Below are 25,330 nucleotides of genomic sequence, written 5' to 3' on the forward strand. Positions count from 1 at the left end.
TTAATTGCTGAGCATCTGAAGATACTCATCTTCACTGAGTATCTTCACGCCAAGATCTTCAGCCTTTTTCATCTTTGACGCCCCAACCTTTGCTCCGCAAACAAGCAGGTCAGTCTTGCCGGTAATGGAGCTTCCCACCTTGGCCCCCAGATTTTTCGCCTGCTGTTTCATTTCATCACGACCGCCTTTACGCATAGTACCTGTAAAAACAATGGTCATCCCAGAGACTGAACTTGTCATAGTTGCTGCAGAATCACTCTGAATCTCAGTTCTGACAAGATTAAAGCCAAGCCCCAACAGCGTTTGAAACATTTCTTTCACACTTGCAAGACCTGGTAGAATCTCGTCAGCAATCTTCTCGCTAAAACCCTTTATCTCTACAATTTGTTCGCGGTTAAGCTCAAAAATATCTTCTAACAAATAGACCCCAAGAAGCTTTTCACAATTCCCCATCCCCATACGATGGATGCCAAATGCGGCCAAGAACCGCCAGTCTTCAATAGCTTCTTCCCTACTGCGTCGCATCTGACTGACCATATTTTCCGACTGCTTCGGTCCAAAACCAAAGGAAACAAAGTCTTCTTCTTTAAGGCTATAAATTTCAGGCAGGGTTTCAACTCCACCAGCATATATTTTGGCAATTGAAGAAGGTCCAAATCCATCAACATTACCGAGCACCTTAAAAAAGTGTTCAATGGAGTGGGTCTTCTGGGCGGCGCAGTCCATCACATTCACACAGACGAGATAGTCACTTTCCCAGACAAGCGCTGAGTCGCAGCTGGGGCAAGTTTTTGGCAACTGCGGTGTTACCGATTCCAACACCTCCTCAATTTTAGGAATAACCTCCCCACTGCGGGAGAGCCTAATCAGAGCACCCGCCCCAATACCATTATCTCTCACCATACCGTAGTGATGGGCAGTTGCCCGCTGAATAAGAGCTCCACTTAAGCGAGTCGGCTCGATTTCTGCCACAGGATTGACCCGGCCAGACCGTGATGTCTGGGCAACCACGTTCAAGACCCTGACATTTGCCATCTCACTATTCTGCTTATAGGCAATCTGCCATCTATGGTGGTGTCTTGTGGCCCCCATGTGTTCTTTTACAGTTTCATCGATTATCTCAAAAACAATACCATCTATATCGTAGTCCACTGCTTCCCAGAGCTTTCCTACAACGGCCTCAAAGTCGGCAGACAGCTCAGCCCAACTCCCCTGCCAATGGGGTAACTCACTAAAAGGGTAAAAGAGAGCGGCACCTTCAACCATTGCCTTTGCGGCTGGCTCCTCCAACTCCTTTTCCTTAATAAGACTTGCCTGGAAGTTTCTCGAATTTTCGAAATGCTGGGCCAGATGAGCCTTAAAATAGGATTTGGCCACGACAATCTCACCGGGTCCAAGCCCCCGCTCGCCGCTACCTGCAACCTGCAACCCCCGGGCAAAGGCGCGACTAATATCAGTCCCCTTGCGACCGTCCCCTCTGGTATACAGCGTCCTGCCATCGTCAAACGCTGCATAACCATCTAACTTTGGACTGCCTCGAAAAACAAGATCATCAAAGGAGACACCGCACTCTTGTGCGGCTTTTTCAATTCTTTTGCCCCAGCTACACATGCTTGCATAATCATAGGCCTTATCCGTTGAAAGCATCCGGACCGGCAAACTCACGGTTTTAGCACTCGCAAGGGCTTCCGGCTCAACTTCTTGAAGGAAACTATGTTCTGGATTGCGGTTTTTCAACTCGGAAAGAAATGTAAAATCATAACTACTATCCGAACAAATTGGTTCACCATTACGATACAATAGATTTGCGGCTATCAAAAACTCAAGAAGCTCGTCATCGCTTAATGTTGACGCATCGTCAAGACCTGTCACCTCCACAAATGACGCCGCCGTTAGAGCTGAGAAGGTAAAACCGCTCTTTTGAAGTATTTCTATTTGCTTGTCACTCAGCTCTTTACCTATTTCCATTTCACCTTCTCACAAATCATGTTTATATGAGCACCTTAGAAGTCAATTTCTGCGTTTTGCAGGCAGAATTAATTTTGTGCAGGTACTTATCCCGACGTATTAGCCGCCTATCGGCGGGTGGTTCATTACAATATCTTTTATAACGACAAAAGCGGATACTATACTATTTTACTCTTAAGAAAACATAGAGCTGTATCTATATCAGCTACATAATACTTTTTCCATCTTGAAACAACCGAGAGAAACCATGCAAAAAGTGATTGATTTACGCAGTGATACCGTGACCAAACCATCTGAAAAAATGCGCGACGCCATGCTAGGCGCCCCAGTGGGAGATGATGTATATGGCGATGACCCCACCGTGAACTCTTTACAAGATACAATGGCGAGACTCACAGGGTTTGACGCTTCGCTCTTTACCGCAAGTGGAACCCAGGCAAACCTCATTGGCATAATGAGCCACTGCGGCCGTGGAGATGAATACATTGTCGGCCAACAGGCCCACACATATAAGTATGAGGCAGGGGGAGCTGCAGTGCTCGGCTCTATCCAGCCACAACCAATTGAATTCGAGAAAGACTCGACCCTTGATCTTATAAAAGTTGAAGAAAAAATCAAACCGGACGATGTCCATTTTGCTAAAACGAGACTTCTCTGCCTGGAAAACACTCAAAACGGCAAGTCCTTACCTCTCTCCTATATCGAGGAAGCATCAGCTTTTTGCAAAAAGCAGGGTCTCAAAATCCACCTCGATGGAGCCCGCCTCTTCAACGCAGTGGTTGAGCAACAGTGCGAGATTCATACCATTACACAACATTTTGACTCAGTGTCCATCTGTCTTTCAAAGGGTCTCGGCGCCCCGGTGGGGTCAATCCTCTGTGGCAGCACCACCTTTATCGACCAGGCAAGACGATGGAGAAAAATGGTCGGTGGCGGTATGCGCCAGGCTGGATTACTCGCTGCAGCTGGCACCTATGCCCTGAAAAACAATATAGAAAGATTAGCAGAAGACCACAATAACGCAACACTCCTATCGGATGGATTAAAAAACATAGATGGAATCACGGTCGATAGTGTTGCAACGAATATGGTGTTTTGTCGTCTGGAGCAGGCTGTAGCCCGCGAGCTTGAAATCTATCTTGCACGTCACAACATACTCATCAGTGCGGGACCAACCACACGGCTTGTCACCCACCTCGACGTTGATACAAGTGATGTGACCTATCTACTGTCAAAGGTCACAGACTTTTTCAAACTACAAAAACCGTAGCCTACTCCCTGAACTGACCGAGCTAGACCTCAGAGCTAACGGCACAAACAGAGGCAGAACCATCACGGTCAAGACGCTGGTAAAAGCTCTCTACGACATCAGCCACCCACGCCTGCTTCTTGTTGCAATGATCAGCAGTCCAGAGCCAGTGCAGCGACCTGTCAAACAAGGGCCAGTTCGAACAATTCTCTGTGTGTACAGGAGGGTTTAGGATAAGAGCGACTTCCTCAACTGTTGGAAGCCGCCAATTGGTTCTGTTTTCCCAGGAGATTTCGTTGAGATGAGCCACATAATCTTGGGCCTGCTTCCAGTTAAGGGTAAAACCTGCCCCCCTTCGCTGCCAAAAAAGACCACTGCTCTTATCCCTTACAACCCCAGAGTTCAAGACAGTGAATTGCGGTCGATGATATGTAAGCGGACGAAAGAGCTCATCCAGACCAAGCTGTTCCCTGATATCTTTTAACATCACCCTCTCAGGTAAGGATCTTACAATGGGACCTGAAGAGACTGTGGGATTACCTGCAAAGTCACCACTACAGCACGCCTCTTGTTGCAACACAGGAAGAGACTCCAGTGCAAGACGCATGGAGAGAGCACTATCAAATCGATCTTCAGGTTGCCTTGCCACAGCCTTTCCAAGAAACTTCTCCCAGGGAACCGATACCTCCGGTTGCAATAGCGGCAGAGATAGTCCTTTTTTAGATCGAAGATAAAGCTGCCCGGTCACCATACGATAGCCCAAGACGCCAACACTATACAGATCAGCTCTGGCGTCCGCTGTCTCAGGATTCCTCTCCTGCTCAGGCGCTGCATAATACGGAGACCCCACCTGCATACCTGAGATCAACATTTTCTCTTCCCCCCGCACTCTGGAGAGGCCAAAATCTATAATTTTAACCCGGTCATCATTTGTAATCATCAGGTTATATGGTTTTACATCCCTATGGACAATACCTGCAAAGTGCAGTCTCTCAAGCCCCTTGAGGGTCTGCTCCAGATAGTGTCTGGTTTTTCCAAGGGAGATTACCCGGGAGGCATCTTCCACCCTATAGGCTTCGCCAATGAATGTTCCAATAGAGTGGGCAAAATACTCAAGCACTATAAAGGGTTGCCCCTCATGTTCGTCACAATCAATTATCTTAGCCACATGATCATGGGAAACTGTCCCCATAATCCTTCCCTCTTCAATAAATATTTCCTTAAGACGTTCATAGCCCACGAGCGCCTCAAAGATATCATCCCTCGGCTGAAGTAGTTTTAAGGCAACCAGGCGACCTGTAACGGGGGCCTTCGCCTTATACACACTACTCATGCCCCCTCTACCAAGGCGGCCTGTTATCTCATATCGTCCTATCTTCTTCATAACTTACCGCAACCTCAGACCATACACCTTGGGAAAACCTCGCTCAGCAATCCTCGCCATGGCTTTTTCAATATCGTACGCTATAAACCGTACTTCAATCTCATGGGAGACGGTATCCCAGAGCAGATATTTTGCACTATGATCACCATCCCGTGGCTGCCCTACACTGCCACAATTGACAATGTATTTTTTCTGTTTTTTAAGCGTAACAAGACCTTTTTTAAGGGGCTTACGAATCACCTGTTCTCCCTCTCTACATACGAGCTCCAGGTCATGGGTATGACCTACAAAAAAAAGCCTGGCACTATACTCTTTAAAAAGCTGAATTATCCGGTCATCATTTTGTTTGGGCAGATAGCGAAACACTGATTCTTTTGGAAAACCATGGACAAAGTACCCCCCCTCATATTCCAGAACCAGAGGAAGATTACATGAGTAATCCAGGTTTTCCTGAGACAACAATTTTTCTGTTATCTCATTATTTTCAGCGGCCTGAAAATTAAGCCATCTACGCCCCCGCTTGTCACGAAGAGCAAATTCATGATTTCCAAGTACGGACTCCACTCCCTTCGCGCGAAGCATACTGACAACACTATCAGGATCCGGCCCGTAGCCAACGTTGTCTCCAAGACTCACCATGCGATCCACCCGAAACTGTTCAATATCGTGGACAACGGCTTTGAGTGCCTCAAAATTGCCATGGATATCAGCTAGAATCGCAATCTTCATTTCATTTTTCTTCCAGTTTAGCTTCAAGCTCATCCCAGCGAGCATACAACAACTCAACTTCCTGCTGGGCGACCTCAAGTGCTTCCCAGGTTGCGGCCAGTTCAGTAGAATCTGAAACCACCTCAGGGAGTTCCATCTTAGTCTGCAACTCACTCACACTGCTTTCGGCCTCAGCAATCTTATCTTCAATCTGATCATATTCCCGCTGATCCATATATGAGAGACGGCCAGCTTTCTGGACAGGCTTAGGAACCGTAGTGGATTTTTTGGCGATCTTTTTAGCAGGTACAACCTGAGGCAGGTCAGCAAGCCACTGTTCATAATCAGCATAATAGGTTACCCCGCTCTTTCCACCAAAACCAAGAAGACGATCACAGACACGGTCTAAGAGAAATCTATCGTGGGTTACGAGAACAAGTGCTCCAGGGAAATCCAGCAGACTAGATTCAAGGACATCAAGGGAGGCGATATCAAGATCATTTGTCGGCTCATCGAGAAGTAGAATATCAGCAGGACTCCGCATTAATCCGGCAATAAGAATCCTCGCCTGCTCTCCACCCGACAATTGACCGACCGGAGTTTCAAGCTGGTCAGGACGAAAAAGAAACCTCTTGGCCCAGGAAACCACATGGAGGGATCTGTCCCGAAACATCACTGAATCGCCCTCCGGTGCCAAGGCACGCTTCAAGGTAATGGTAGGATCTATGCCTTCACGATTCTGATCAAAATTGACAATCTGGACCTTGTCCGCCACCCGTATCGTTCCAGTATCAGCGCTCACCGCACCATCTTCACCTGCTGCGAGCATTTTCATAAGGGTGGACTTTCCACAACCGTTTCGTCCTAAAAGGCCTAAGCGACTGCCAGGCGCCAGGGTAATATCCACATTTTCAAAAAGAAGGTTGTCGTCAAAGGCCTTTGATACCCCCGTCATCTCGAGTAATTTCTTCGTCTTTCGACCGGTGGCCTCAAAATCAATTTTCACACTGGAAACAGAACGATTACGGGCCTTAACCTCAGCCAAGTCATCCGTCAGCTTGTATGCTTCATCAATCCTGTACTTTGCCTTAGTCGTTCGAGCCTTAGGGCCTCGCCGTAACCACTCGACCTCTCGGCGAGCCTTATTGGCAAGCCTCAACTCCTCTTCCTCTTGCCCTGTTAAAAACTCTTCACGCATTTCAAGAAATTTTGAATAGGCCCCTTCAACCTGAAGGGTTCCTTCAGGGTAGACAGAAGATAGTTCAACAATTCGATTGGTACTGTTTTCAAGAAACCTTCGATCATGGCTGACCAGCAGATATGCACTGGGGCCACCCCCTCCAGCCAGAATTTTTTCAAGCCAGAGAATCCCTTCAATGTCAAGGTGATTCGTGGGCTCATCCATAACAAGGACATCAGGATTAACCAGCAATGCTCTACAGATTGACAAACGTTTTCGCCAGCCACCAGAAAGATTCTTAACAAGTACATCGTTATCTGCAAACTCTGCACGACTGAGAAGAGTATGCACCTGAGTATACTTTTCCGCATCTTCCAGATCTTCTCCATCCAGTGCCACAAGCAGATTGTCAAAGACTGAACAATTATCATCAAAGAGATCTTCCTGGGCAAGATAACTTAAACGAATAAACTTTTGTCGAACCACCTGCCCGGAATCAGCCTCCTCCATACCACAGAGTATCTTGAGAAGGGTCGACTTCCCGGAACCATTTGGCCCGATGACACCAATCTTGTCTCCTGCATGAACAATGAGGTCAATATTCTTAAATAACTCCTGAGCACCAAACGACTTGGATACACCTTTACTAACTATTATGTTTGACATTGATTTATATTAAATTGGTAGTGGACGGCACGTTCCCATCTGGATGGACAAATCAAGCTGTACAACAAAAATATCTAACATCCACATGGCTTTCAAGAATATATCAGCCCACTGATTCTGAACGTTTTATATTGAATATATCCCCACATTCGAGTATAAGCTAGGAGATTTTAAGTGCTGTTTTTGGGATATTTTAGACCAGAGCACAACATACTTTTTGTTTTTCAAATTAACAACATTTTTGGATCAGTGCATGGACGACCAGCTCCACATCATCATAGCAGGGGATAGAGGAAAAGTTCTCAAGATCCCTTGTTCGCGTAAAAAAGTTCGCTTTATTGCAACAATTTCAGCAATAATAATTGTCGCGCTCACCGCAACCAGCATCTTTTCAATTTCATTTTTTACCCGCGAACACTTCTCTTCTGACAAAATCAGCTCCCTCCAGGCAAAACTGGATAAGAGCAAAAAGCATCAGCACGAATTAGATATTAAAATTGCTGAGCTAAAAAAGAGCAAAAAAGCGCAGGAAGTTGCATTTAAAAAAGAGAAAGAAAGCCTTATCACAAATGCCGTAAGTGAGCTCACAGAACGCAGTGAGCTCATCGAAGAGATTGTCGGTTCCATCGGAATTAAACTGCCTAAAAAAACATCTACCAACACTGCAAACAGTGGTGGTCCTTTCATCGAAGATAAGGCTCAGTTGCAGGATGAACTGATCTATCAAGCCGACAAATACCTTCAAACCATTCGCCTCCTCCCTCTCGGAAGACCTGTAAAGGGAAGAGTAACTTCCAGTTACGGCAAGAGAAAAGACCCCTTAAACAAGAGATCGGCATTCCACACAGGTGTTGACTTCAGGGGAAAACGCGGAGAGGAGATACGGGCGACAGCTGACGGTGTTGTAAAAAAAGCGTTTCGCAACGGAGGCCACGGCAATTATGTGATGATTGACCATGGCAACGGTTACACCACCTCTTTCTCCCATATGAAAAAATACATGGTGCGTCGGGGTGATCAGATTAAAAGAGGTCAAGTCATTGGCCTTATCGGCAATACAGGCCGCTCAACCGGTCCACACCTGCACTACGAAGTCGCCCTTGATGGCAAAACAATAAATCCTTACAATTTCTTAAAAATCGTAAAATTCAAAAAATAGACAGTTCTATAACGGAGACAACAAGGATCATGGGAATGTTTGGCAAGGTAGAAAACGTAGAACAGGAAATGAAGAAAGTTGAAAGTGAAGCTATCTCTTCAATAATTGATAAGAGCATGTCCATCACCGGAGAAATTTCTTTTAAGGGAAAAGCCCGGATTGACGGGACAATCAACGGCAATATTGACGGTGAGCACCTGATCCTCAGTGAAACAGGTAAAGTCAACGGCGACATTACAGTTTCATCCTTTAACTGCTACGGCGCTCTCGAAGGAAACATCAAGGCCGGCATGCTCACAGCACGTAAAAACTGTTCCATCCACGGAAAACTTGAAGCATCAAGTCTTACCGTCGAACCCGGTGCCAGTATTCAGGGTGAAATCAAGGCCGCAGCAAAAGATGAAACTCCTGCACCCAAACAACAGCCGGCTGTTACAGCAAAAACCGGCAACAAATAACTACTATTTCCGCACAAGGGATTAAGGCGCAACCAGAACTATGTCACTATCACAACCGAAAGTCGCAAACCTCCTTACGTGTCCCCATTGTGGCAACAGCACTGAGTTCTTTGAAATTTCAGACGATGTTATAACCACTACACACTATATACAAAATGGTGATGGCAGCTTCACCATTGAGAGTAAAAGCTCCCAGTCCCTTGGAGATGTAAAACTCTTTTGCGGCAACTGTGAGGAAGACCTCAGCACCTTTCACCAGCGTTTTTCTGAAATGATATTCTAGCAGGAAAACTTCTTGGTTTTTACTGACTCAAATTAAATAAACAAAAAAAGGGCGTATGCTAAAATAGCATACGCCCTTTTTGACTCTACTACGTCAGATTGTGTTAATTATACACAACCTGTAGGCTTAGGAAGACCAGCCATTTTACATGCTCCCTTACCAGGTCCTGATGGGAACAGTTCGTAGATTCTCTTGAGTGGGAAACCAGTGGTCTTGGAAAGAATACGTACCATTGGTGCGATACCGTTCTTCTTGTAGTACTCTTGAAGAGCGTCAATGACTTTCTGATGCTCATCAGTCATTTCAGAGATACCCTCTACACCCTTAACATAGTCAACCCAATCAGTGTTGAAATCATCACCTTTGAGAAGAAATCCGTCCTCATCTACCTCGAAGCTACTTCCGTTGTGTTCAAGTGTTGGCATTGCAAACCTCCTTAAAATATTATTTAGAACTTCTCGCCATTTTTAATTAATTCATAAGCTAACTAGGGCTTAATACTATAGCAAAAACATTTTGTCAAGTGAATGGCTGATCATTTGACGAAACATTTTACATGTTCTATTACAGTAGATATGTTGCGAAATTTCAACAAGATAGACTACCGCCACAAGGTAGTCAAACAGAGAAAAAATATGTGTAATTTGTGCAGGATAGTCAATTTACAACAACGCATACGTACACATCAAACAACATGATTCCAACCATCAATTCGATGAATAACTACCCTCATTCTTTGCATATGTCAAAATCTTTCTTTCTTTACTACCTATTTTTATGAAAAAGATCCCATAGGCTTTTTCTCTAACCGTACAGATGGAGCTGAAAAAGCAATTTTCCTTGCAGTGGAGCGTAAGAAAGAGTAAATCGAACACAATCGTAAACAATTAACTTCGACGACCTTTTCCTTCAACTCCGGTTTATGCGAGCAACGAATTATGCGAGCAATTAGATTTGGTCACATTTATTAACCCGTACCACTCAACTAACCTCCATGCTTCAACTATTACGCAAGAAAGCACAATCGACCTTTATACAAATTATTGTAGTCATCATTGCCCTTGTTTTTATTTTTTGGGGTGTTGGCTCTAATCTTTCCGGTGACCGGCAGGCTGCATTGGTCATTAACGGTGAAGAAGTCTCTTTTCAGGATTACCAGCAAGCCTATGACCGAACATACGAAAGATTCAGTGCTCAGTTTGGTGGCAACATGCCCAAAGACCTCGCCGAATCCCTTGGTATTAAACAACAGGTAATCAACCAACTTATTCAGACAAGCCTATTGAGACAGGGTGCTGAAAAGATGGGGATCTATGTTAGTGCTGAAGAAGTACGCAAGGTTATTGAAGAGATGGTCCAGTTCCAGGAGAACGGATCGTTTAACATGGATCGCTACAAGGCTGTTCTTGCAAATATAAGGACTGCTCCCACCAAGTTCGAAAAGTCCATGCGAACCGACAGACTGGCTGAGGTCGGAGCAAGAGAGATTGGAAATTTTGCCTCTGTTGCAACAGACTCAGAAATCAGAGAGATCTACAGTCAGCTCAACGAACAGGTTGAAGTCGACTTTGTTACGTTTTTACCATCTGACTTTGAAAAAAAGGTTGAGGTCAATAACGACGCGCTAGCTAGTTGGTTTGAAACTGTAAAAGATAACTACAAATCTGCACCACAAACAAAACTCCGTTATTTCGCCTTTACCTATAGCGACATCGCAGATAAGGTCGAAATTGATGATGCTCAGATTAAGGACTATTATGAGAGTAACAGTCAAATGTTCACCCAACCTGAGCAACGTAAAGCCTCCCACATTCTTTTTAAGGTCGGAGAAAATGACTCAGAAGAGGTCAAGGAGAAGCAACTTGCCCAAGCGAATATGGTTCTTGCTAAGGCTAAAGAAGGCTCAGATTTTTCAGAGCTTGCAAAAGAGTATTCTGAGGGTCCCTCCAAGGACAATGGTGGAGAACTAGGGTTCTTTACCCAAGGGCAGATGGTTCCCACCTTTGATGATGCGGTTTTTTCCTTAGGAAAAGGTGAAATCAGTGATGTTGTCAAAACCCAATTCGGATACCACATCATACTCGTGGAAGACATTAAACCGGCAAGCAAAAAGTCCCTCGAAGATTCTAAAAAGCAGATACTCTCCAACCTGCAAAAGAAAGAAGCTGAAAGCCTCGCCTTCCAGGTTGCTAACAGTACCTATGAAAGTATTATCAGCGCTGGCGGACTGGATCAACATCTTGAAGCAACCCCCGACGCAGAAATTAGAACAAGTGATTTTTTCACAAGAGATGACGCTCCCAATGACCTGAAAAATGACGCAATTTTTCTCGACAAAGCCTTTGAACTTAAAAAAGGTGAATTCAGTTCGCTTATTAAGGGCGACACCGGATATGCTATTTTTCAGGCGGAAGATGTAAAAGAGCCTGAGGTTCCATCCTTTGAAAGTATCAAAGACACTCTCGAGGATGATTTTAAAATAGCGAACTCTAAAGATCTTGCTAAAAAAGCAGCATCAGAACTGCTCGCGACTGTAACTGATGCAGGCACCCTGTCAGAAGCCGCAAAGGATCTTGGATACACCACCCAGAGCTCAGGCCTTCTGGGACGTAATAATCAGAATCAGGATACAGACTTCCCTGGGGCACTGCTTGAGGACGCATTTCTCCTTTCGGCAAACTCTTCCCTGCCTAAAGATGTAGCAGAGGATGGTGGAAGCTTTTATGTCTACAGCTTCAAAAACAGGGTTCTCCCTGAAATGCCTGAAGATTCTGAGGAAATTGAGCAATATAAAACGAGCCTCATGAATTTTAAACAACAGCAGCTTATTTCTGCATGGCTGCAAAGCCAGCAGGCACGTGCTGAAGTCGTCATACACCCAAGTTTATAGACTTTTTGACGTACCAAACCGAAGCCTTCAGACGTGTTCTGCGGCTTCGGTTTGTCTGTAGTTCTTCTTCCCAGGCTTATTCTCCAATTATTCTCCAATTATTCTCTCATAATTCTTCAATAGTACTTCAATTCTTTCCCACTCCTTCCCCCTGCAAACGGCGTAGTCCAAAATGTCTTTGCTATACTCCTTTAATATTTCAAACAATCCCCGTTAACCAGACTCCCCCATATACAACAACGACAATATGGTAAAGTTTAAGGTTCTCATTAGCCCCATACAATGCTATAATGGCTGATTGCCTTTTCGACTTTTGACACTAACTGATTAATCAAATATCATTTTCCTCTGATTTCCACATCAAGCAACCATGCAAACCGACCTCTCACTTTTAGATCAATATTACAAACTTTCTCAGTTCGAGCAGACTCTTCTTCAATTTCTATCAATTACCTATGAGCCGGCCCATGCCACTCTCATCGTTAATTGCCTGAGAAAACTCGATCTTAAAAACCCGAGAGGTAACAAACCAACAGCTGCAAACTTAACTCATTACTTTAACAAGTTTGAAGAGCTTGGTCTTCTTACCAAGGATAAACAGGTTGTTGAGGAGGTTGTAGAAGTACTGAGTAAGCTTTCCGTAAAACAAGGGACCTTTGAACTCTTTGCCACCACTATCCAGGAAGAGGCCCCCGTATCCTATTATTACGGAAAGTGGACCACCCGGTGCTGGCGTGGAATGAGGGAAATGCGCATAGGTATCTACACCCAGCAATTTGATTTAATTGACGACGCCTCTGAATTTATCGACAGCCAGTGTCGAGAACTCATTGCTGCTCCCCCTGCCACTGTGCGGGTAATGACTCAACCATTTGACGCCGAGTGGTTCAGGAGTCTACCAACCTCATTTCAATTTTACCTACTGAGTAACGTCCTTCAATATGGCCAGTCAGCACTTATTGATTACCCGGAAATTATAAATTTTCTTACCTCTGAAGAAGAGTTCACCAATCTCACAGTTGATGAGCAACTTCCATTTAAGCGACTTTTATTCAATGAGCTTACCTTCCGGGGCAGAATTGATGATGCCAGAGAACTGGTTCTTGCTCATGATGAATCATTCAACGGCACCGGTGCTCTTGGAGCAGTTCATTTTCTCCAGGGTAAAACCGAAGAGGCAATGGCTGCTTTTGAAGAAGACATCGCTTTTCTGCAAAAATATAGCAACGACAATAAGGTCGCTTTTTTTGGCCCAGCCGGTCTTTTTTATATCCTGGCTCAGCTCTCTACCTGTAAAAAAGATGAGTATTACTTAATCGCCGACTCTATCTCCACAGCACTCACAATGTTCCAGGGTGCTCGAGAAAACGATGCGTATACCTATCTCGCCGCCGTAATGAGTTCACACATTAACAAGGGAAGTAAGGGCGAAGATATTATTCTTCCGGAAAACCCTGACCATGACGTGATTACGGTAGCCTTTGCGGGAATTTGTCAATACTGGCTCAACAGTACAGTTTCAAGCATTGTTGAAGAAGAAATGCACAATTTCTATACCCAGGCGAAAAAAGAGGGGTACTCCCTGCTCACTGTTTTACTTGGAGAGACACTAGGCACAATTCGCCACGGTAATAGTGAATATCACGAAACTGTTGATGCCCTGAGAACAGAGACAGGAATTATTCCAATACTCCCTCTGCTCGTTCCCGAAGAGCCATGGAAAAGAAGCCTTCAGGCATTAATATTTGCAACCACTGAGGAGACCCACAGCAACCAGCAGACCATTCGTATGGTCTGGATGATCGCTTTTGAAGGCAAAGAGGTGACCATATCACCAAAGGAGCAGAAATTATCTCCTGAAGGTGTATGGAGTAAGGGACGGCCAATCTCACTTGCCCGCCTCTATCAAACGGGAAAATTCACCTACCTCACCTCCCAGGATAGAAAGATTTGTGCGGCAATAAAAAAGAGCCACAACCCGACCACCAATGGTATCAATTACAACTTTGAGATGGATAAGGCCCTCGTTGCGATGATTGGCCATCCCTACCTCTATCTTGCTGACTCCCCAGGGACTCCCATGGAGTTTGTGCCAGGCGAACCTGAACTACTTGTGGAAGAACGGGGAGAGAATCTTCATATTCGTTTTGCCCATCCTATCTCTGAAGAAAATATTAACTTCACCAAAGAGACACCAACCCGGATCAAGATCATCAGCATCAATGACAATCACCGCCGTATTGCACAAATTACTGGCAAAAACGGGATTACGGTACCGATGTCAGCAAGTGAGGAAGTGCTCACTGCAATTGGAAACATTTCCTCTTTCATGACGGTTCACTCCGCCATTGCAGCGGACAGTAAAAGCAGACAGACAAGCAATATTACCTTTGTCGATGCCGATTCTTCAATTTACATGCACCTCATTCCCTACGGCACTGGTTTTCGTTTGGAGATGTTTGTGAAACCATTTCTTGAAGGCGGTCATTACCTCAAACCCGGTCAAGGTGTGGAAAACATCATGGCCGAGGTGAATGGCAAGAGACTGCAGACCAAGAGAAACCTGGCCCTTGAGGAAGAAAAGGCTCGAGATATCGAGGAACTATGCCCTATTTTAGACCTTGCCATCGACATGGAACAGGACAATGACCGTGAATGGCATCTCTATGACCCGGACGACTGCCTCCAGGCGCTCATGGAACTTCAATCCATACGGGACAAGGTAATTATCGAATGGCCTGAAGGGGAAAAACTATCGATCTCCCAAAGAGTTTCCGTTGATAATCTTAACCTTAAAATCAGAACCAATAAGCAGAACTGGTTTGCCATGAGCGGTGAACTCACACTTGACCAGGGTCAGGTCGTAGAGTTGAAGGAACTGCTCCTTAAGGTAAAGAGCTCTTCCGGCCGCTTTGTTGAGATCCGTGAAGGACAATTCATTGCGCTTACCCAGGAATTTAAAAAACGCCTCGAAGATATTAACCTCTTTTCCGATGGCCACAGGGATGAGGAAAGCGGGGAAATCCTGGTTCATCCCCTCGCTGCAATCCAGCTCGAACAGATTGCAGAACAGGCAAAGACCCATGCAGATAAAGGCTGGAGGGAACAGCTCAAACGTATCAGCGATGCCCAGAATTTTCAGCCGGAACTTCCATCCACCCTTCAGGCTGATCTTCGTGTCTATCAACGTGAGGGTTTTGACTGGATGGCTCGCCTTGCCCACTGGGGCGTTGGAGGTTGTCTTGCCGATGATATGGGGCTTGGAAAGACCCTCCAGTCACTCGCCATTGTACTCAGGCTCGCCTCAAATGGTCCCTCTCTTGTTATTGCACCAACGTCAGTATCAACAAACTGGCATTCTGAGGTACAAAGATTTACCCCAACCCTCAAGATTAAGTACCTGAGCGCCAAGGACAGAAAGGCGGATATTGAGGCACTGACTAAGTTTGACCTGCTCATTACGACCTACACCCTACTGCAGCAGGAGAGTGAGCTTCTCTCCCAGGTGAAGTGGCAGACCGTTATCCTTGATGAGGCGCAGGCCATTAAGAATGCTGCGACAAAAAGATCCCATGCCGCCATGGCCTTGCAAGCTGAGTTTAAATTGATCACAACAGGAACGCCCATTGAGAATCACCTGGGTGAATTATGGAACCTGTTCCATTTCATCAATCCAGGGCTACTTGGTACCCTCAGTTCTTTTAATGAGAGATTTGCAGCACCCATAGAACGATTTCAGGACAGGGATGCCAAAATCCACCTCAAAAAACTGATTCAGCCCTTTATTCTGCGACGTATTAAATCGCAGGTTCTTGAAGAGCTGCCATCACGAACCGAGGTGACCCTCGATGTGGAAATGTCCGAGGAAGAATCACATTTTTATGAGGCTCTTCGACAAAATGCCATCGACCTCCTTGAGCACTCTAAAGAAAAGAAGGGACGTCACCTGCAGATCCTTACTGAGATCATGCGGTTGCGCCAGGTCTGCTGCAACACCCGACTCATTGATAATAACAGTTCCATTGAGAGTTCTAAGCTTCGAGTATTTTCCTCTGTTGTTGAGGAACTATTGGCAAGTCGCCACAAGGCACTGGTTTTCAGCCAGTTCATTGGCCACTTAAGCATCATCCGGGAATACCTCGATGAAAAGGGTATCAGCTATCAGTACCTCGATGGTGGCACCACGGCCAAGCAGAGAAAAGCCAGGGTCGATGCCTTTCAGGCGGGCCAGGGCGACCTCTTTCTCATCAGCCTTAAGGCAGGAGGTCTAGGACTCAACCTCACCGCAGCTGACTACGTCATCCATATGGATCCATGGTGGAATCCTGCCATCGAAGACCAGGCTTCTGACAGGGCCCATAGAATCGGCCAGACACGGCCGGTTACTATCTATAGACTGGTGTGCAAGAACACCATCGAGGAAAAAATTGTCAAACTGCATCAGGAAAAACGTGATCTAGCCGGCAGCTTGCTTGAAGGAACAGACATCAGTGCCAAGATGACATCTGAGGATCTGCTGGACCTTATAAAAAAGAAGTAATTGTGCTACACCAGGCTCAAAGAACAGTTATTCTTTGAGCCTGTTCAGTATTAGTCCCCAAAAACCATCACTGTCCGACTCAAAATACCAGCCTAAATGGGTTTCACACCCGGAGCAGAGTGCAAAGCTCCAGAGATAACCGCTAAACCAGGAAAATTCTGTAGAAGGAATACCGACAGCACGGCATCCCTTTGCATGCCTATAGCAGCCGAGTTCGAAAACAATTCCCGCAGGGTTAAAAAAGGTGTGACGAAAAGAAGAGTTGATGCTGATGGCCTGTTTTTGTGCAGTTATTTCTTTCCCACAGGCCTTGCAAAAGATAGCGCGCTTTGGCTCATCTTTTGTCTGATGCTTTCTGGCAACAGAAGGCCGACCGGAACCTTTGTCCCGATCGGTCTTTAACCAGTATTTTCTACTTGTCTGAGTCTCCACTGTAGTAATCCACAACAGCATCAACCATATCGGAGATGGTGAACTGGTCAGGTTGTACATGCACCTCAAGACCATTGTCAGTTACAGTTTTAGCAGTAATCGGCCCAATTGCAGCAATCTTTACGTCTTTAAGCAGCTGTTGCAACTCTTCCTGATCCTCTGCATCGATCATCTTAACAAAATTACGTACTGTAGAAGAACTGGTAAAGGTTACCATATCAACCTTATTTTCTGCAAACTCAGCACGTATGCTTGCCTTATCACCTTCCACAGGACAGTTCTGATATATAGGTGTAACTGTCACCTGAGCACCTGCTCCACGAAGTGTCTCCGGCAGAATTTCTCTCGCCTGGGTGGCCCTTGGAATAAGAATGTTACGGCCTTCCACGCCCTGATCAAGCAGACTTTCGGCAAGACCTTCACCGGTAAAGGTAGATGGAATGAGATCAGCATTAAGTCCATACTTTAGCAGCAGGTCTGCGGTACTCTTACCAACAACTGCGATATCTGGCCCTTTAAGATCCCTTGCATCCATACCCTTGGCATAGAGGCGGGCAAAGAAATACTTTACCGCATTAAGGGAGGTAAAGAGAATCCAGTGGTACTCCTTTAAACGCTCCAGCTCTTCATCAAAGGCCTCATAATTCTCAACAGGCTCTATATTAATGGTGGAATATTCAAGACAATTTGCTCCAAACTCTTCAAGCCCAGCCACAAGACCACTGGCCTGCTCGCGGGTTCTGGTAACCACAATACGCTTACCAAAAAGAGGCCTCTTCTCATACCAGTCAATCGTTTCACGAAGTCGTACAACCTCACCCACGATGATAAGGGAAGGCGGTTTAATTCCAGCACCCTGAACGACGTCTGTAATGGTTTCAAGGGTCCCGACGACTGAACGCTGTTCAGGTGTTGAAGCCCATCGGACGACAGCCACTGGGGTCTTGGGATCCCGACCGTATTTAATCAGATTATCAACTATAATGGGCAGATTCTTAATTCCCATATATACAACGAGGGTTCCTGCACCTGTGGCGAGTTTTTCCCAGTCGATATTTGACGTCTCTTTTGTGGGGTCTTCATGGCCTGTAATAAATGCAACTGAGGCTGTGTAATCCCGATGGGTAATAGGAATACCTGCATACGTTGCCGCGGCAGTCGCAGACGTCACTCCCGGAACCACCTCAAAAGAGGCCCCGGCTGCGTATAATTCTTCAATCTCTTCCCCACCTCGTCCGAAAATAAAAGGATCTCCACCTTTAAGACGAACGACCATCTTACCGGCCAGGGCGTGATCCACAAGCATTTGATTGATCTCTTCCTGGGTATGGGCATGTTTACCGCCACCCTTTTTACCAACATAGATCAACTCAGCATCCGCTGGAACGTGTTTAAGCAGTTTTGGCGAGGCTAGATAATCATACACCACTACCTCTGCACGCTCGAGTAGGCTTTTCCCACGTACAGTAATAAGACCAGGATCACCAGGACCCCCACCAACGAGATACACCTTTCCGGTTTTCTTCATTTTCGTTCTTCTTCCATTAGTAATACGAATAAGCGGCAGCTCTACAGCAACTTCACCAACAACTGAAAAACGCTACCTGCAAAACCTGTTTTAAATAAGCTACTTACACAGGCATAGTACGTTGATTTTAAAAGACAAAAAGGGCCTTCCTAATATCCAGGAAAGCCCTTCCACTTATAGCATGTACTCTAAATCAGAGCAGTTCTGATTTCATAACACTGATTTACAGCTCTTTCATGATTAATTCAGTTACATCACCGATGGAAACAGAACCATCAACAGAGATAACTTTTGCGCCATCACTTGCCTTGAAATAATTCACAGCAGCCATGGTTCCGGTTTCTTCATCATAGTAGATACCATGACGTTTGCCGATTGCCTCTTCGTCCTGATCATCTGCACGGGTGTTCAGATCGCCACCACAAACACGACAAACAAGCTTTCCATCCTTTTCCACTGGTTTAATAGCATCAAAGGCGATGTGATTTGGATGATTGTTATCATTTACACAGAGACGACGTCCCATGATACGCTCTTTAGCGATCTGACGATCAAGGACAATCTCGATGACGTAATCAAGGGCAAGACCTTCCTTTTTCAGGGTTTCAGCAAGAGTGATTGCCTGATCCTTAGAACGTGGAAAACCGTCTAAGATCCAGCCATCCTTACAATCATCTTTCTGCAGACGGGCAACCATCATTGGAATGGTAATTTCATCTGGAACCAAATCACCTCTTTCGATATACTCTTTAGCCTTAAGGCCGAGCTCAGTTCCACCACCGATGTGCTCTCTGAAGATAGCACCGGACTCAATATGAGGGATGTCATATTTCTTTTGAACAATGGCTCCCTGAGTACCTTTTCCACTACCATTTGGTCCAAAAAACAGAATGTTCTTACCCATAATTCCAATCTCCTTTTAAACTTTAATTAATGACTGCGGTATCTAAAAAACTTTCGTTTTTGTATGTAACTTCAGGGAAAAGCAACCCCCATGAAAGATTGGTGTGACTCTGGGGCATATACATACTTTTCGATTTGCAACAACCGGAATACTATAGACCAATTTCCAGCTTTGGGCCATAAAAATTTCTCGTCTTCGTTTTGACTTTCACCAAGAAAGCGGTTACTTTCATGGGATTGCTGTCAACTCAGTATATCCCCGCACTTTGCGGACCATTCATACGCGCCTCTTTGATTGATTCACCACAGGCTCGGATTTATTAACATACAACATCACATACACCATGAAAGAAATACGCATTGGTATAATCGGATTCGGTACAGTTGGAGAAGGCCTTGGTCAAACAATGCTCGCTCAATATGAACGTCTTCAACAAAGAACCGGCATATCATTTATTTTAGCATCTGTTGCAGACATCTCACTCACCTCCTTGCCTGCAGGATTTGAAGATGTAACCCTTACAAAGAATGCGGATGATATTTTCACCGACCCGACCATAGACATTGTCGTTGAACTCATTGGTGGAATGGAACCGGCCAAAACCTTTCTCCTTAAGGCCATCGAAAATGGTAAGCACGTCGTTACGGCCAATAAGGCGCTGCTTTCTGTCCATGGTAGAGAAATCTTTGCTGCGGCCAATGAAAACAATGTTGAAGTTGGATTTGAAGCAAGTGTCGGTGGCGGTATCCCCGTCATTAAAGCCCTTAAAGAGGGCCTCGTTGCTAATAATATCAACTTTATTAAAGGCATAATGAACGGCACAGCCAACTATATCCTGAGTCAGATGACTGATCATGGCACACCGTTTACGGAGGTCTTAGCTGAAGCCCAGGCCCTTGGTTTTGCTGAAGCCGATCCTACCTACGATGTTGAGGGAATCGATACGGCCCATAAACTTGCAATCCTCATGTCCATCGCCTATGGCCTCAATGTGCATCTGGATGACATCCATGTGGAAGGTATTTCTTCCATTATGCCCATCGATATAGAATTTGCCAGACAGTTTGGCTACCGTATTAAACTCCTTGCCATCAGCCGCAACCATAAAGATCACGTTGAAGCACGGGTACATCCGACCATGGTTCCAAGTAATCACATGCTTGCAACCATCAATGGCGCCTTTAATGGAATTCAATTTCAGGGTGATACCGTAGGAGACGTTCTTCTCTACGGCCAGGGTGCTGGTATGATGCCAACAGGAAGTGCCGTTGCAGCAGACGTGGTTGATATTGGAAGAAATATTGCGACAGAATCTGTCAACAGAGTTTCTCCCCTTTCCTATCTGCCAGAGACAATGGGAGAGCCGGTTATTACCCCAATGAACGACCTTGTTTGTCCATTCTACTTCCGTATTACAGTCGAGGATAAACCGGGAACCCTTGCTCTGATCACTGACATATTTGGGAAAAATGATATTTCAATTAAGTCCATGATGCAGCAGGAAAATGAATCAGATGGCCCTGTCCACATCGTTTTCCGCACCCACCTCACGACAGAGGGTGCTGTAAATAAGGCACTGACTGAAATCGATGCCCTCGATGTTTGTACAGCACCGACCGTTAAAATAAGAATCATGAATGCTGAGTAGATAACGCTATGAAATATCTTATTCTTGTAGGCGATGGAATGGGGGGATATCCACTGAAACAACTTGGTGGAAAGACCACTCTTGAGGCCGCAAATATCCCAACCATAGATGAATTATGTGCAAAAGGTGATTTCTTTTTGAATCACACCGTGCCAGAAGGTTATCCACCCGGAAGTGACGTCGCCAACATGTCTCTCATGGGATACAACCCAGCGTCCTACTACACGGGACGGGCACCGCTTGAAGCGGCCGCCATGGGTATTAAGCTTGCCGAAGATGAAATTGCCTACCGCTGTAACATGGTCACCCTTGATCATGGTACGGGTGGTAGTGCAACCATGCGGGACTTTAGTGCAGGGCATATAACTAATGAGGAATCCCATCAACTTATCGCGGCCTTGGAAGCTGAATGTTCAACTGAGAAGTTTCATTTTAAACCGGGGGTCAGTTACCGACACCTACTCATATACAAGGGTGAGCATCCCGGTTTTGAAACCGTCCCCCCCCATGACTACATAGAAAAAGATATTTCCGAGCACTACCAAAAATATCTCAACCTTCCCGAGTGGAAAGAGCTGCTTGAAAAAGCTAAAGACGTTCTCGCAGTCCACCCGGTGAACCTCAAACGTATTGAAGAAGGTAAAAACCCGGCAAGCCTTGTCTGGCTTTGGGGAGAGGGGAAGATGCCCAGCGTACCAACGCTTACAGAGAGATTTAATATCAGCGGCAGTATGATTAGTGCGGTGGATCTCCTTAAGGGTCTTGGTGTACTGGGGGGTTTAGCTCCCCTAGATATCCCTGGTGCCACAGGCTATATCGACACAAATTACGCTGGCAAGGCGAATGCTGCCATAGACGCCCTCAAAACTGAGGATTTTGTCTTTGTTCATCTTGAAGGCCCCGATGAAGCCGGCCACAAAGGTTCCATTGAAGACAAGATTACAGCCATTGAGGATTTTGACAGCAAGATCGTTGCCCCTATCATTAGTCAGCTAAGAAAAGCAGGAGAAGATTTCCGTGTAGTCATCACCATGGATCACTTCACCCCAATAGCCCTTCGTACCCATGTATCTGATCCTGTACCTACAGTTCTCTACGATTCACAGGAAAAGACTGCAGGCTCGGGTCAAACCTTTTCTGAGAAAAGCTGTAATTCCTATGCTGCAGAAATGAACAACAGTATAGCTGGCGGCCATGAGATGATTGAAAAACTTTTTAACGGTGAAGGGTAGTACGTAATGTCAGAACATATATTCACAACCACTGTCCGTGTACTCTATGGTGACACCGATGCGGGTGGTGTAGTTTATAATGCCAATTATCTGAGGTATTTTGAAATTGGCAGAACGGAACTTATGCGGGAATGGATTGCTCCCTACAGTGAAATAGAAAAACTAGGCTTTGTTCTACCAGTCACTGAGTCTTGGCTCCGTTATAAGGCTCCCGCTGTATACGATGACCTTCTCACCATAGAAACGACAATTAGTGAGGTTAGTCGGATCAAATGTAAGTTCAGCTGCAAGATCTTACGCGAGCAGCCAGGAGACGCGAAACCTAAACTGCTTGTTAAGGGATACACAATCCACGCAGCAATCACAAAAGATGGTAAACTCACTAGATTACCCTCGGATATTCAGAATAAACTCATCCAATATGCAACTCACTCTGAAAAGGTTTGTGAAACAGCTCAATAGCCATTGACATAAATTTTCAGAGGTGTATATTGACCAGACTTATCGCGGGGTGGAGCAGTCTGGTAGCTCGTCGGGCTCATAACCCGAAGGTCATAGGTTCAAATCCTGTCCCCGCTACCAAGACATTTCAGGCACTTAACTAAATTTTAGTTAAGTGCCTTTTTTTTGTGCAGCATACCTACTGGGTCTACCGCCCCCCCCGACCAATCATGTCTGCACGCCCCACTTCCTATCAAAAAGAACCTGTTGACAGAAAACAGACAACACCTATAATTTCAATTCATTACTTATCTGACATTCGCCAACATCTCCCATTGGGGTAAACATGGATCTATTGAAAAGTCGTACAACAATCTTAAACAGTGGTTCAGCTGAGCAAAAACGAAAAGAAATTCTCGAATACTTCCTTCAAACCTTCGACATAGACAGCCGTCTCTACGATCACCTCACGGACGACCAAGGATTCTACGTGCGTTCAGAACCTCTGCGCCACCCGCTCATCTTCTATTACGGCCATACGGCAAGCTTTTACATAAATAAGCTGAACATTGCAAAACTCTCAGAAACTCGGATCAACCCTGAATATGAATCGATGTTTGCCATCGGGGTGGACGAAATGTCCTGGGACGACCTCAATGAACAGAATTACTCCTGGCCAACCGTTGATGAAGTACGTAATTATCGTAGACAGGTTCGTGATTTTGTGACACAGGTAATACAAGACCTGCCTCTTACCATGCCCATATCATGGCATAGCCCATTTTGGATTATAATGATGGGTATTGAGCATCAGAGAATCCACCTTGAGACTTCATCAGTTATTATTCGGCGCCTGCCCATAAATCTCGTTCAACCCCTTGACGGGTGGACCGACTGTCCTGACTCAGGAGACGCTCCTGAAAATACACTTCTATCTGTTGCCGGGGGCACCGTTCAACTAGGCAAAGATACATCCCATCCACTCTATGGCTGGGATAACGAGTACGGGGTATTTGAGTCGGATGTTCACGACTTTAAGGCGGCCAAACATTTGGTATCCAATAAGGAATTCCTCGAATTTATGGAAGACAACGGCTATACAACGGAGGAGTATTGGACCACCGAAGGATGGCAGTGGCGCACGTACACTGAGGCTACCCACCCTATATTCTGGATTGAGAATTCAGGAAAATACCTCCTGCGAACTGTTTCATCGGAAATAGAGATGCCGTGGAGCTGGCCGGTTGAAACAAACTATCTCGAAGCCAAGGCTTTTTGTAACTGGCTTGCCAAAAAGAAGAACAGAGCGATACGACTACCCTCTGAAGCAGAGTGGTACAGATTGCATGATCTACACAACATCCCGGATCAACCCTACTGGGAGAAGGCTCCCGGCAATATTAATCTTGAGCACTACTGCTCTCCCTGCCCTGTTAATACTTTTGAATTTGACAAGTTCTACGACCTTATCGGCAACGTCTGGCAGTGGACAGAAACCCCCATCTCCGGTTTTGAAGGGTTTGAGGTCCACCCATGGTATGACGATTTCTCCACCCCAACCTTTGACACCCAGCATAACCTCATTAAAGGTGGCTCCTGGATTTCCACAGGTAATGAGGCCACACGTGACAGCCGCTACGCCTTTCGCAGACATTTTTTCCAACATGCGGGATTTCGATATGTGGAATCCAAACAACCCCTTGCAATCAATGAAACGATGTATGAAAGCGATGCTGCGGTCTCCCAGTATTGTGAAGCACATTACGGTCAACGTTACTTCGGGGTAGATAACTTCCCTGAAAAATGTGCCTCGATTTGCCTTGATCTCATGGCCGGCAAGCCCAAGTCAAGAGCTCTGGACCTTGGATGTTCTGTAGGTAGGGCCAGCTTTGAGCTGGCCAAGGAATTTGACTTTGTAAACGGACTGGACTTTTCGGCACGGTTTATTCGCATAGCACATCAGATGCAGGAAAAGGGTTATATCCGATATGAGTTGCAGGAAGAAGGAGAGATTGTTTCCTACCATGAACGTAAGCTCAAAGACTATGAGCTTATGGAGACTGCCCCTAAGATCGAATTTTACCAAGCCGATGCCCAGAACTTAAAGCCCCAGTTTAAAGATTATGACCTTATCTTGGCAGCCAATATTCTTGATAGACTGTCAAAGCCCGGTGTATTTCTGGAAAACATCCATAAACGAATCAATAGGGATGGATACCTCGTCCTCACCTCTCCCTACACCTGGCTTGAGGAATTTACGGCGAAACAGAACTGGGTCGGCGGATTCCGTAAAGACGGAGAACCATTTGCCAGTCTCGATGGTATACGGAATACATTAAACCAACATTTTAAGATGGTTCACGATCCCATAAATTTAGAATTTATAACCCGTGAAACAGCCAGAAAATTTCAGCACTCGATCAGTCAGGTGACTGTCTGGCAAAAACTTTAAGCCTTTACGGCTTCTGATTTTTTCACTCTAACTCCGATAAACGGGATAACTACCTCGAAGGTCTCACTACGTTCACTTATCTAGAGGTAATTTGAAGTTCGCAATGTTAAAAGATTCTCCAGTTTTCTCAGAGTCCAGGCGACCTGTTTTTTACGACGGGCTTTCAGGAGTAAGGTACTAACAACCCGTGTAAGTTCCTATATCCCAG

At 45.5% G+C, this 25,330-nt stretch carries 18 protein-coding genes and 1 tRNA gene; 11 read left to right on the forward strand and 8 right to left on the reverse strand.

Going from position 1 to position 25,330, the window contains the following annotated elements:
* Positions 1 to 1,968 (reverse strand): BRCT domain-containing protein, encoded by a 1,968-nt coding sequence (locus ACX6CI_RS15365; RefSeq protein ID WP_458774527.1) that lies wholly within the window; start codon positions 1,966 to 1,968, stop codon positions 1 to 3.
* 247 nt (positions 1,969 to 2,215) lie between these two features.
* Between ACX6CI_RS15365 and ltaE the strand changes: the two genes are divergently transcribed.
* On the forward strand, positions 2,216 to 3,238 hold the full coding sequence (gene ltaE / locus ACX6CI_RS15370) for a low-specificity L-threonine aldolase (protein WP_458774528.1): 1,023 nt from the start codon (positions 2,216 to 2,218) through the stop codon (positions 3,236 to 3,238).
* Between the two features lie 22 nt (positions 3,239 to 3,260).
* On the opposite strand, the gene ACX6CI_RS15375 is transcribed toward ltaE, so the two are convergent.
* Genes ACX6CI_RS15375 through ACX6CI_RS15385 form a run of 3 tightly spaced genes read right to left on the reverse strand, consistent with a single transcriptional unit; the run spans position 3,261 to position 7,155 of the window.
* Positions 3,261 to 4,601 carry a protein kinase domain-containing protein gene (locus ACX6CI_RS15375; RefSeq protein ID WP_458774529.1) on the reverse strand — a complete coding sequence of 447 codons (1,341 nt, stop codon included), beginning with the start codon at positions 4,599 to 4,601 and terminating at the stop codon, positions 3,261 to 3,263.
* Positions 4,602 to 4,604: 3 nt separating this feature from the next.
* Complete coding sequence (locus ACX6CI_RS15380) at positions 4,605 to 5,330, reverse strand: metallophosphoesterase family protein (protein WP_458774530.1); 726 nt, start codon at positions 5,328 to 5,330, stop codon at positions 4,605 to 4,607.
* 1 nt (position 5,331) lies between these two features.
* Complete coding sequence (locus ACX6CI_RS15385) at positions 5,332 to 7,155, reverse strand: ABC-F family ATP-binding cassette domain-containing protein (RefSeq protein WP_458774531.1); 1,824 nt, start codon at positions 7,153 to 7,155, stop codon at positions 5,332 to 5,334.
* A 253-nt stretch (positions 7,156 to 7,408) separates the two neighbouring features.
* Between ACX6CI_RS15385 and ACX6CI_RS15390 the strand changes: the two genes are divergently transcribed.
* The 3 genes from ACX6CI_RS15390 to ACX6CI_RS15400 are packed head-to-tail and all read left to right on the forward strand — an operon-like array spanning position 7,409 to position 9,055.
* The gene (locus ACX6CI_RS15390) at positions 7,409 to 8,314 is read left to right on the forward strand and encodes a peptidoglycan DD-metalloendopeptidase family protein (protein ID WP_458774532.1); all 906 of its coding nucleotides are present in this window, start codon (positions 7,409 to 7,411) and stop codon (positions 8,312 to 8,314) included.
* 29 nt (positions 8,315 to 8,343) lie between these two features.
* On the forward strand, positions 8,344 to 8,772 hold the full coding sequence (locus ACX6CI_RS15395; protein ID WP_458774533.1) for a bactofilin family protein: 429 nt from the start codon (positions 8,344 to 8,346) through the stop codon (positions 8,770 to 8,772).
* A 40-nt stretch (positions 8,773 to 8,812) separates the two neighbouring features.
* Positions 8,813 to 9,055 (forward strand): hypothetical protein, encoded by a 243-nt coding sequence (locus ACX6CI_RS15400; protein WP_458774534.1) that lies wholly within the window; start codon positions 8,813 to 8,815, stop codon positions 9,053 to 9,055.
* 107 nt (positions 9,056 to 9,162) lie between these two features.
* On the opposite strand, the gene ACX6CI_RS15405 is transcribed toward ACX6CI_RS15400, so the two are convergent.
* Positions 9,163 to 9,480 carry a TusE/DsrC/DsvC family sulfur relay protein gene (locus ACX6CI_RS15405; protein ID WP_458774535.1) on the reverse strand — a complete coding sequence of 106 codons (318 nt, stop codon included), beginning with the start codon at positions 9,478 to 9,480 and terminating at the stop codon, positions 9,163 to 9,165.
* Between the two features lie 569 nt (positions 9,481 to 10,049).
* Between ACX6CI_RS15405 and ACX6CI_RS15410 the strand changes: the two genes are divergently transcribed.
* Positions 10,050 to 11,945, forward strand: coding sequence for a SurA N-terminal domain-containing protein (locus ACX6CI_RS15410; RefSeq protein WP_458774536.1), 1,896 nt, complete (start codon positions 10,050 to 10,052; stop codon positions 11,943 to 11,945).
* Positions 11,946 to 12,315: 370 nt separating this feature from the next.
* Complete coding sequence (locus ACX6CI_RS15415; RefSeq protein WP_458774537.1) at positions 12,316 to 16,485, forward strand: DEAD/DEAH box helicase; 4,170 nt, start codon at positions 12,316 to 12,318, stop codon at positions 16,483 to 16,485.
* 27 nt (positions 16,486 to 16,512) lie between these two features.
* Here ACX6CI_RS15415 and ACX6CI_RS15420 read toward each other — a convergent pair whose 3' ends face one another.
* The 3 genes from ACX6CI_RS15420 to ACX6CI_RS15430 form a co-directional block, all read right to left on the reverse strand.
* Entirely contained in the window at positions 16,513 to 16,917 is a 405-nt protein-coding gene (locus tag ACX6CI_RS15420; RefSeq protein ID WP_458774538.1) for a cereblon family protein, read from the reverse strand.
* Positions 16,898 to 18,445, reverse strand: a complete 1,548-nt coding sequence (gene cobA, locus ACX6CI_RS15425; RefSeq protein ID WP_458774539.1) for a uroporphyrinogen-III C-methyltransferase — start codon at positions 18,443 to 18,445, stop codon at positions 16,898 to 16,900. Before cobA ends, ACX6CI_RS15420 begins: the two co-directional genes overlap by 20 nt.
* A 223-nt stretch (positions 18,446 to 18,668) precedes the next feature.
* The gene (locus tag ACX6CI_RS15430; RefSeq protein WP_458774540.1) at positions 18,669 to 19,349 is read right to left on the reverse strand and encodes an adenylate kinase; all 681 of its coding nucleotides are present in this window, start codon (positions 19,347 to 19,349) and stop codon (positions 18,669 to 18,671) included.
* 343 nt (positions 19,350 to 19,692) lie between these two features.
* Here ACX6CI_RS15430 and ACX6CI_RS15435 point away from each other — a divergent pair, with 343 nt between their 5' ends.
* The 5 genes from ACX6CI_RS15435 to ovoA all read left to right on the forward strand — a co-directional run bounded on the left by ACX6CI_RS15435 (position 19,693) and on the right by ovoA (position 25,122).
* Positions 19,693 to 20,997, forward strand: a complete 1,305-nt coding sequence (locus tag ACX6CI_RS15435) for a homoserine dehydrogenase (RefSeq protein ID WP_458774541.1) — start codon at positions 19,693 to 19,695, stop codon at positions 20,995 to 20,997.
* Between the two features lie 8 nt (positions 20,998 to 21,005).
* Positions 21,006 to 22,229, forward strand: coding sequence for a cofactor-independent phosphoglycerate mutase (locus ACX6CI_RS15440; protein ID WP_458774542.1), 1,224 nt, complete (start codon positions 21,006 to 21,008; stop codon positions 22,227 to 22,229).
* 6 nt (positions 22,230 to 22,235) lie between these two features.
* On the forward strand, positions 22,236 to 22,691 hold the full coding sequence (locus ACX6CI_RS15445; protein ID WP_458774543.1) for an acyl-CoA thioesterase: 456 nt from the start codon (positions 22,236 to 22,238) through the stop codon (positions 22,689 to 22,691).
* 43 nt (positions 22,692 to 22,734) lie between these two features.
* Positions 22,735 to 22,811, forward strand: a tRNA-Met gene (locus ACX6CI_RS15450).
* Positions 22,812 to 23,016: 205 nt separating this feature from the next.
* Positions 23,017 to 25,122, forward strand: coding sequence for a 5-histidylcysteine sulfoxide synthase (gene ovoA / locus ACX6CI_RS15455; protein ID WP_458774544.1), 2,106 nt, complete (start codon positions 23,017 to 23,019; stop codon positions 25,120 to 25,122).
* Positions 25,123 to 25,330 lie beyond the last annotated feature (208 nt).

This window comes from Desulforhopalus glucosivorans (assembly GCF_054397165.1).

What these genes read in the sequence shown, in the direction of transcription:
- ACX6CI_RS15365 (WP_458774527.1), bottom strand. Translation starts at nt 1,968, where the DNA reads ATGGAAATAGGTAAAGAGCTGAGTGACAAGCAAATAGAAATACTTCAA.
- ltaE (WP_458774528.1), top strand. Translation starts at nt 2,216, where the DNA reads ATGCAAAAAGTGATTGATTTACGCAGTGATACCGTGACCAAACCATCT.
- ACX6CI_RS15375 (WP_458774529.1), bottom strand. Translation starts at nt 4,601, where the DNA reads ATGAAGAAGATAGGACGATATGAGATAACAGGCCGCCTTGGTAGAGGG.
- ACX6CI_RS15380 (WP_458774530.1), bottom strand. Translation starts at nt 5,330, where the DNA reads ATGAAGATTGCGATTCTAGCTGATATCCATGGCAATTTTGAGGCACTC.
- ACX6CI_RS15385 (WP_458774531.1), bottom strand. Translation starts at nt 7,155, where the DNA reads ATGTCAAACATAATAGTTAGTAAAGGTGTATCCAAGTCGTTTGGTGCT.
- ACX6CI_RS15390 (WP_458774532.1), top strand. Translation starts at nt 7,409, where the DNA reads ATGGACGACCAGCTCCACATCATCATAGCAGGGGATAGAGGAAAAGTT.
- ACX6CI_RS15395 (WP_458774533.1), top strand. Translation starts at nt 8,344, where the DNA reads ATGGGAATGTTTGGCAAGGTAGAAAACGTAGAACAGGAAATGAAGAAA.
- ACX6CI_RS15400 (WP_458774534.1), top strand. Translation starts at nt 8,813, where the DNA reads ATGTCACTATCACAACCGAAAGTCGCAAACCTCCTTACGTGTCCCCAT.
- ACX6CI_RS15405 (WP_458774535.1), bottom strand. Translation starts at nt 9,480, where the DNA reads ATGCCAACACTTGAACACAACGGAAGTAGCTTCGAGGTAGATGAGGAC.
- ACX6CI_RS15410 (WP_458774536.1), top strand. Translation starts at nt 10,050, where the DNA reads ATGCTTCAACTATTACGCAAGAAAGCACAATCGACCTTTATACAAATT.
- ACX6CI_RS15415 (WP_458774537.1), top strand. Translation starts at nt 12,316, where the DNA reads ATGCAAACCGACCTCTCACTTTTAGATCAATATTACAAACTTTCTCAG.
- cobA (WP_458774539.1), bottom strand. Translation starts at nt 18,445, where the DNA reads ATGAAGAAAACCGGAAAGGTGTATCTCGTTGGTGGGGGTCCTGGTGAT.
- ACX6CI_RS15430 (WP_458774540.1), bottom strand. Translation starts at nt 19,349, where the DNA reads ATGGGTAAGAACATTCTGTTTTTTGGACCAAATGGTAGTGGAAAAGGT.
- ACX6CI_RS15435 (WP_458774541.1), top strand. Translation starts at nt 19,693, where the DNA reads ATGAAAGAAATACGCATTGGTATAATCGGATTCGGTACAGTTGGAGAA.
- ACX6CI_RS15440 (WP_458774542.1), top strand. Translation starts at nt 21,006, where the DNA reads ATGAAATATCTTATTCTTGTAGGCGATGGAATGGGGGGATATCCACTG.
- ACX6CI_RS15445 (WP_458774543.1), top strand. Translation starts at nt 22,236, where the DNA reads ATGTCAGAACATATATTCACAACCACTGTCCGTGTACTCTATGGTGAC.
- ovoA (WP_458774544.1), top strand. Translation starts at nt 23,017, where the DNA reads ATGGATCTATTGAAAAGTCGTACAACAATCTTAAACAGTGGTTCAGCT.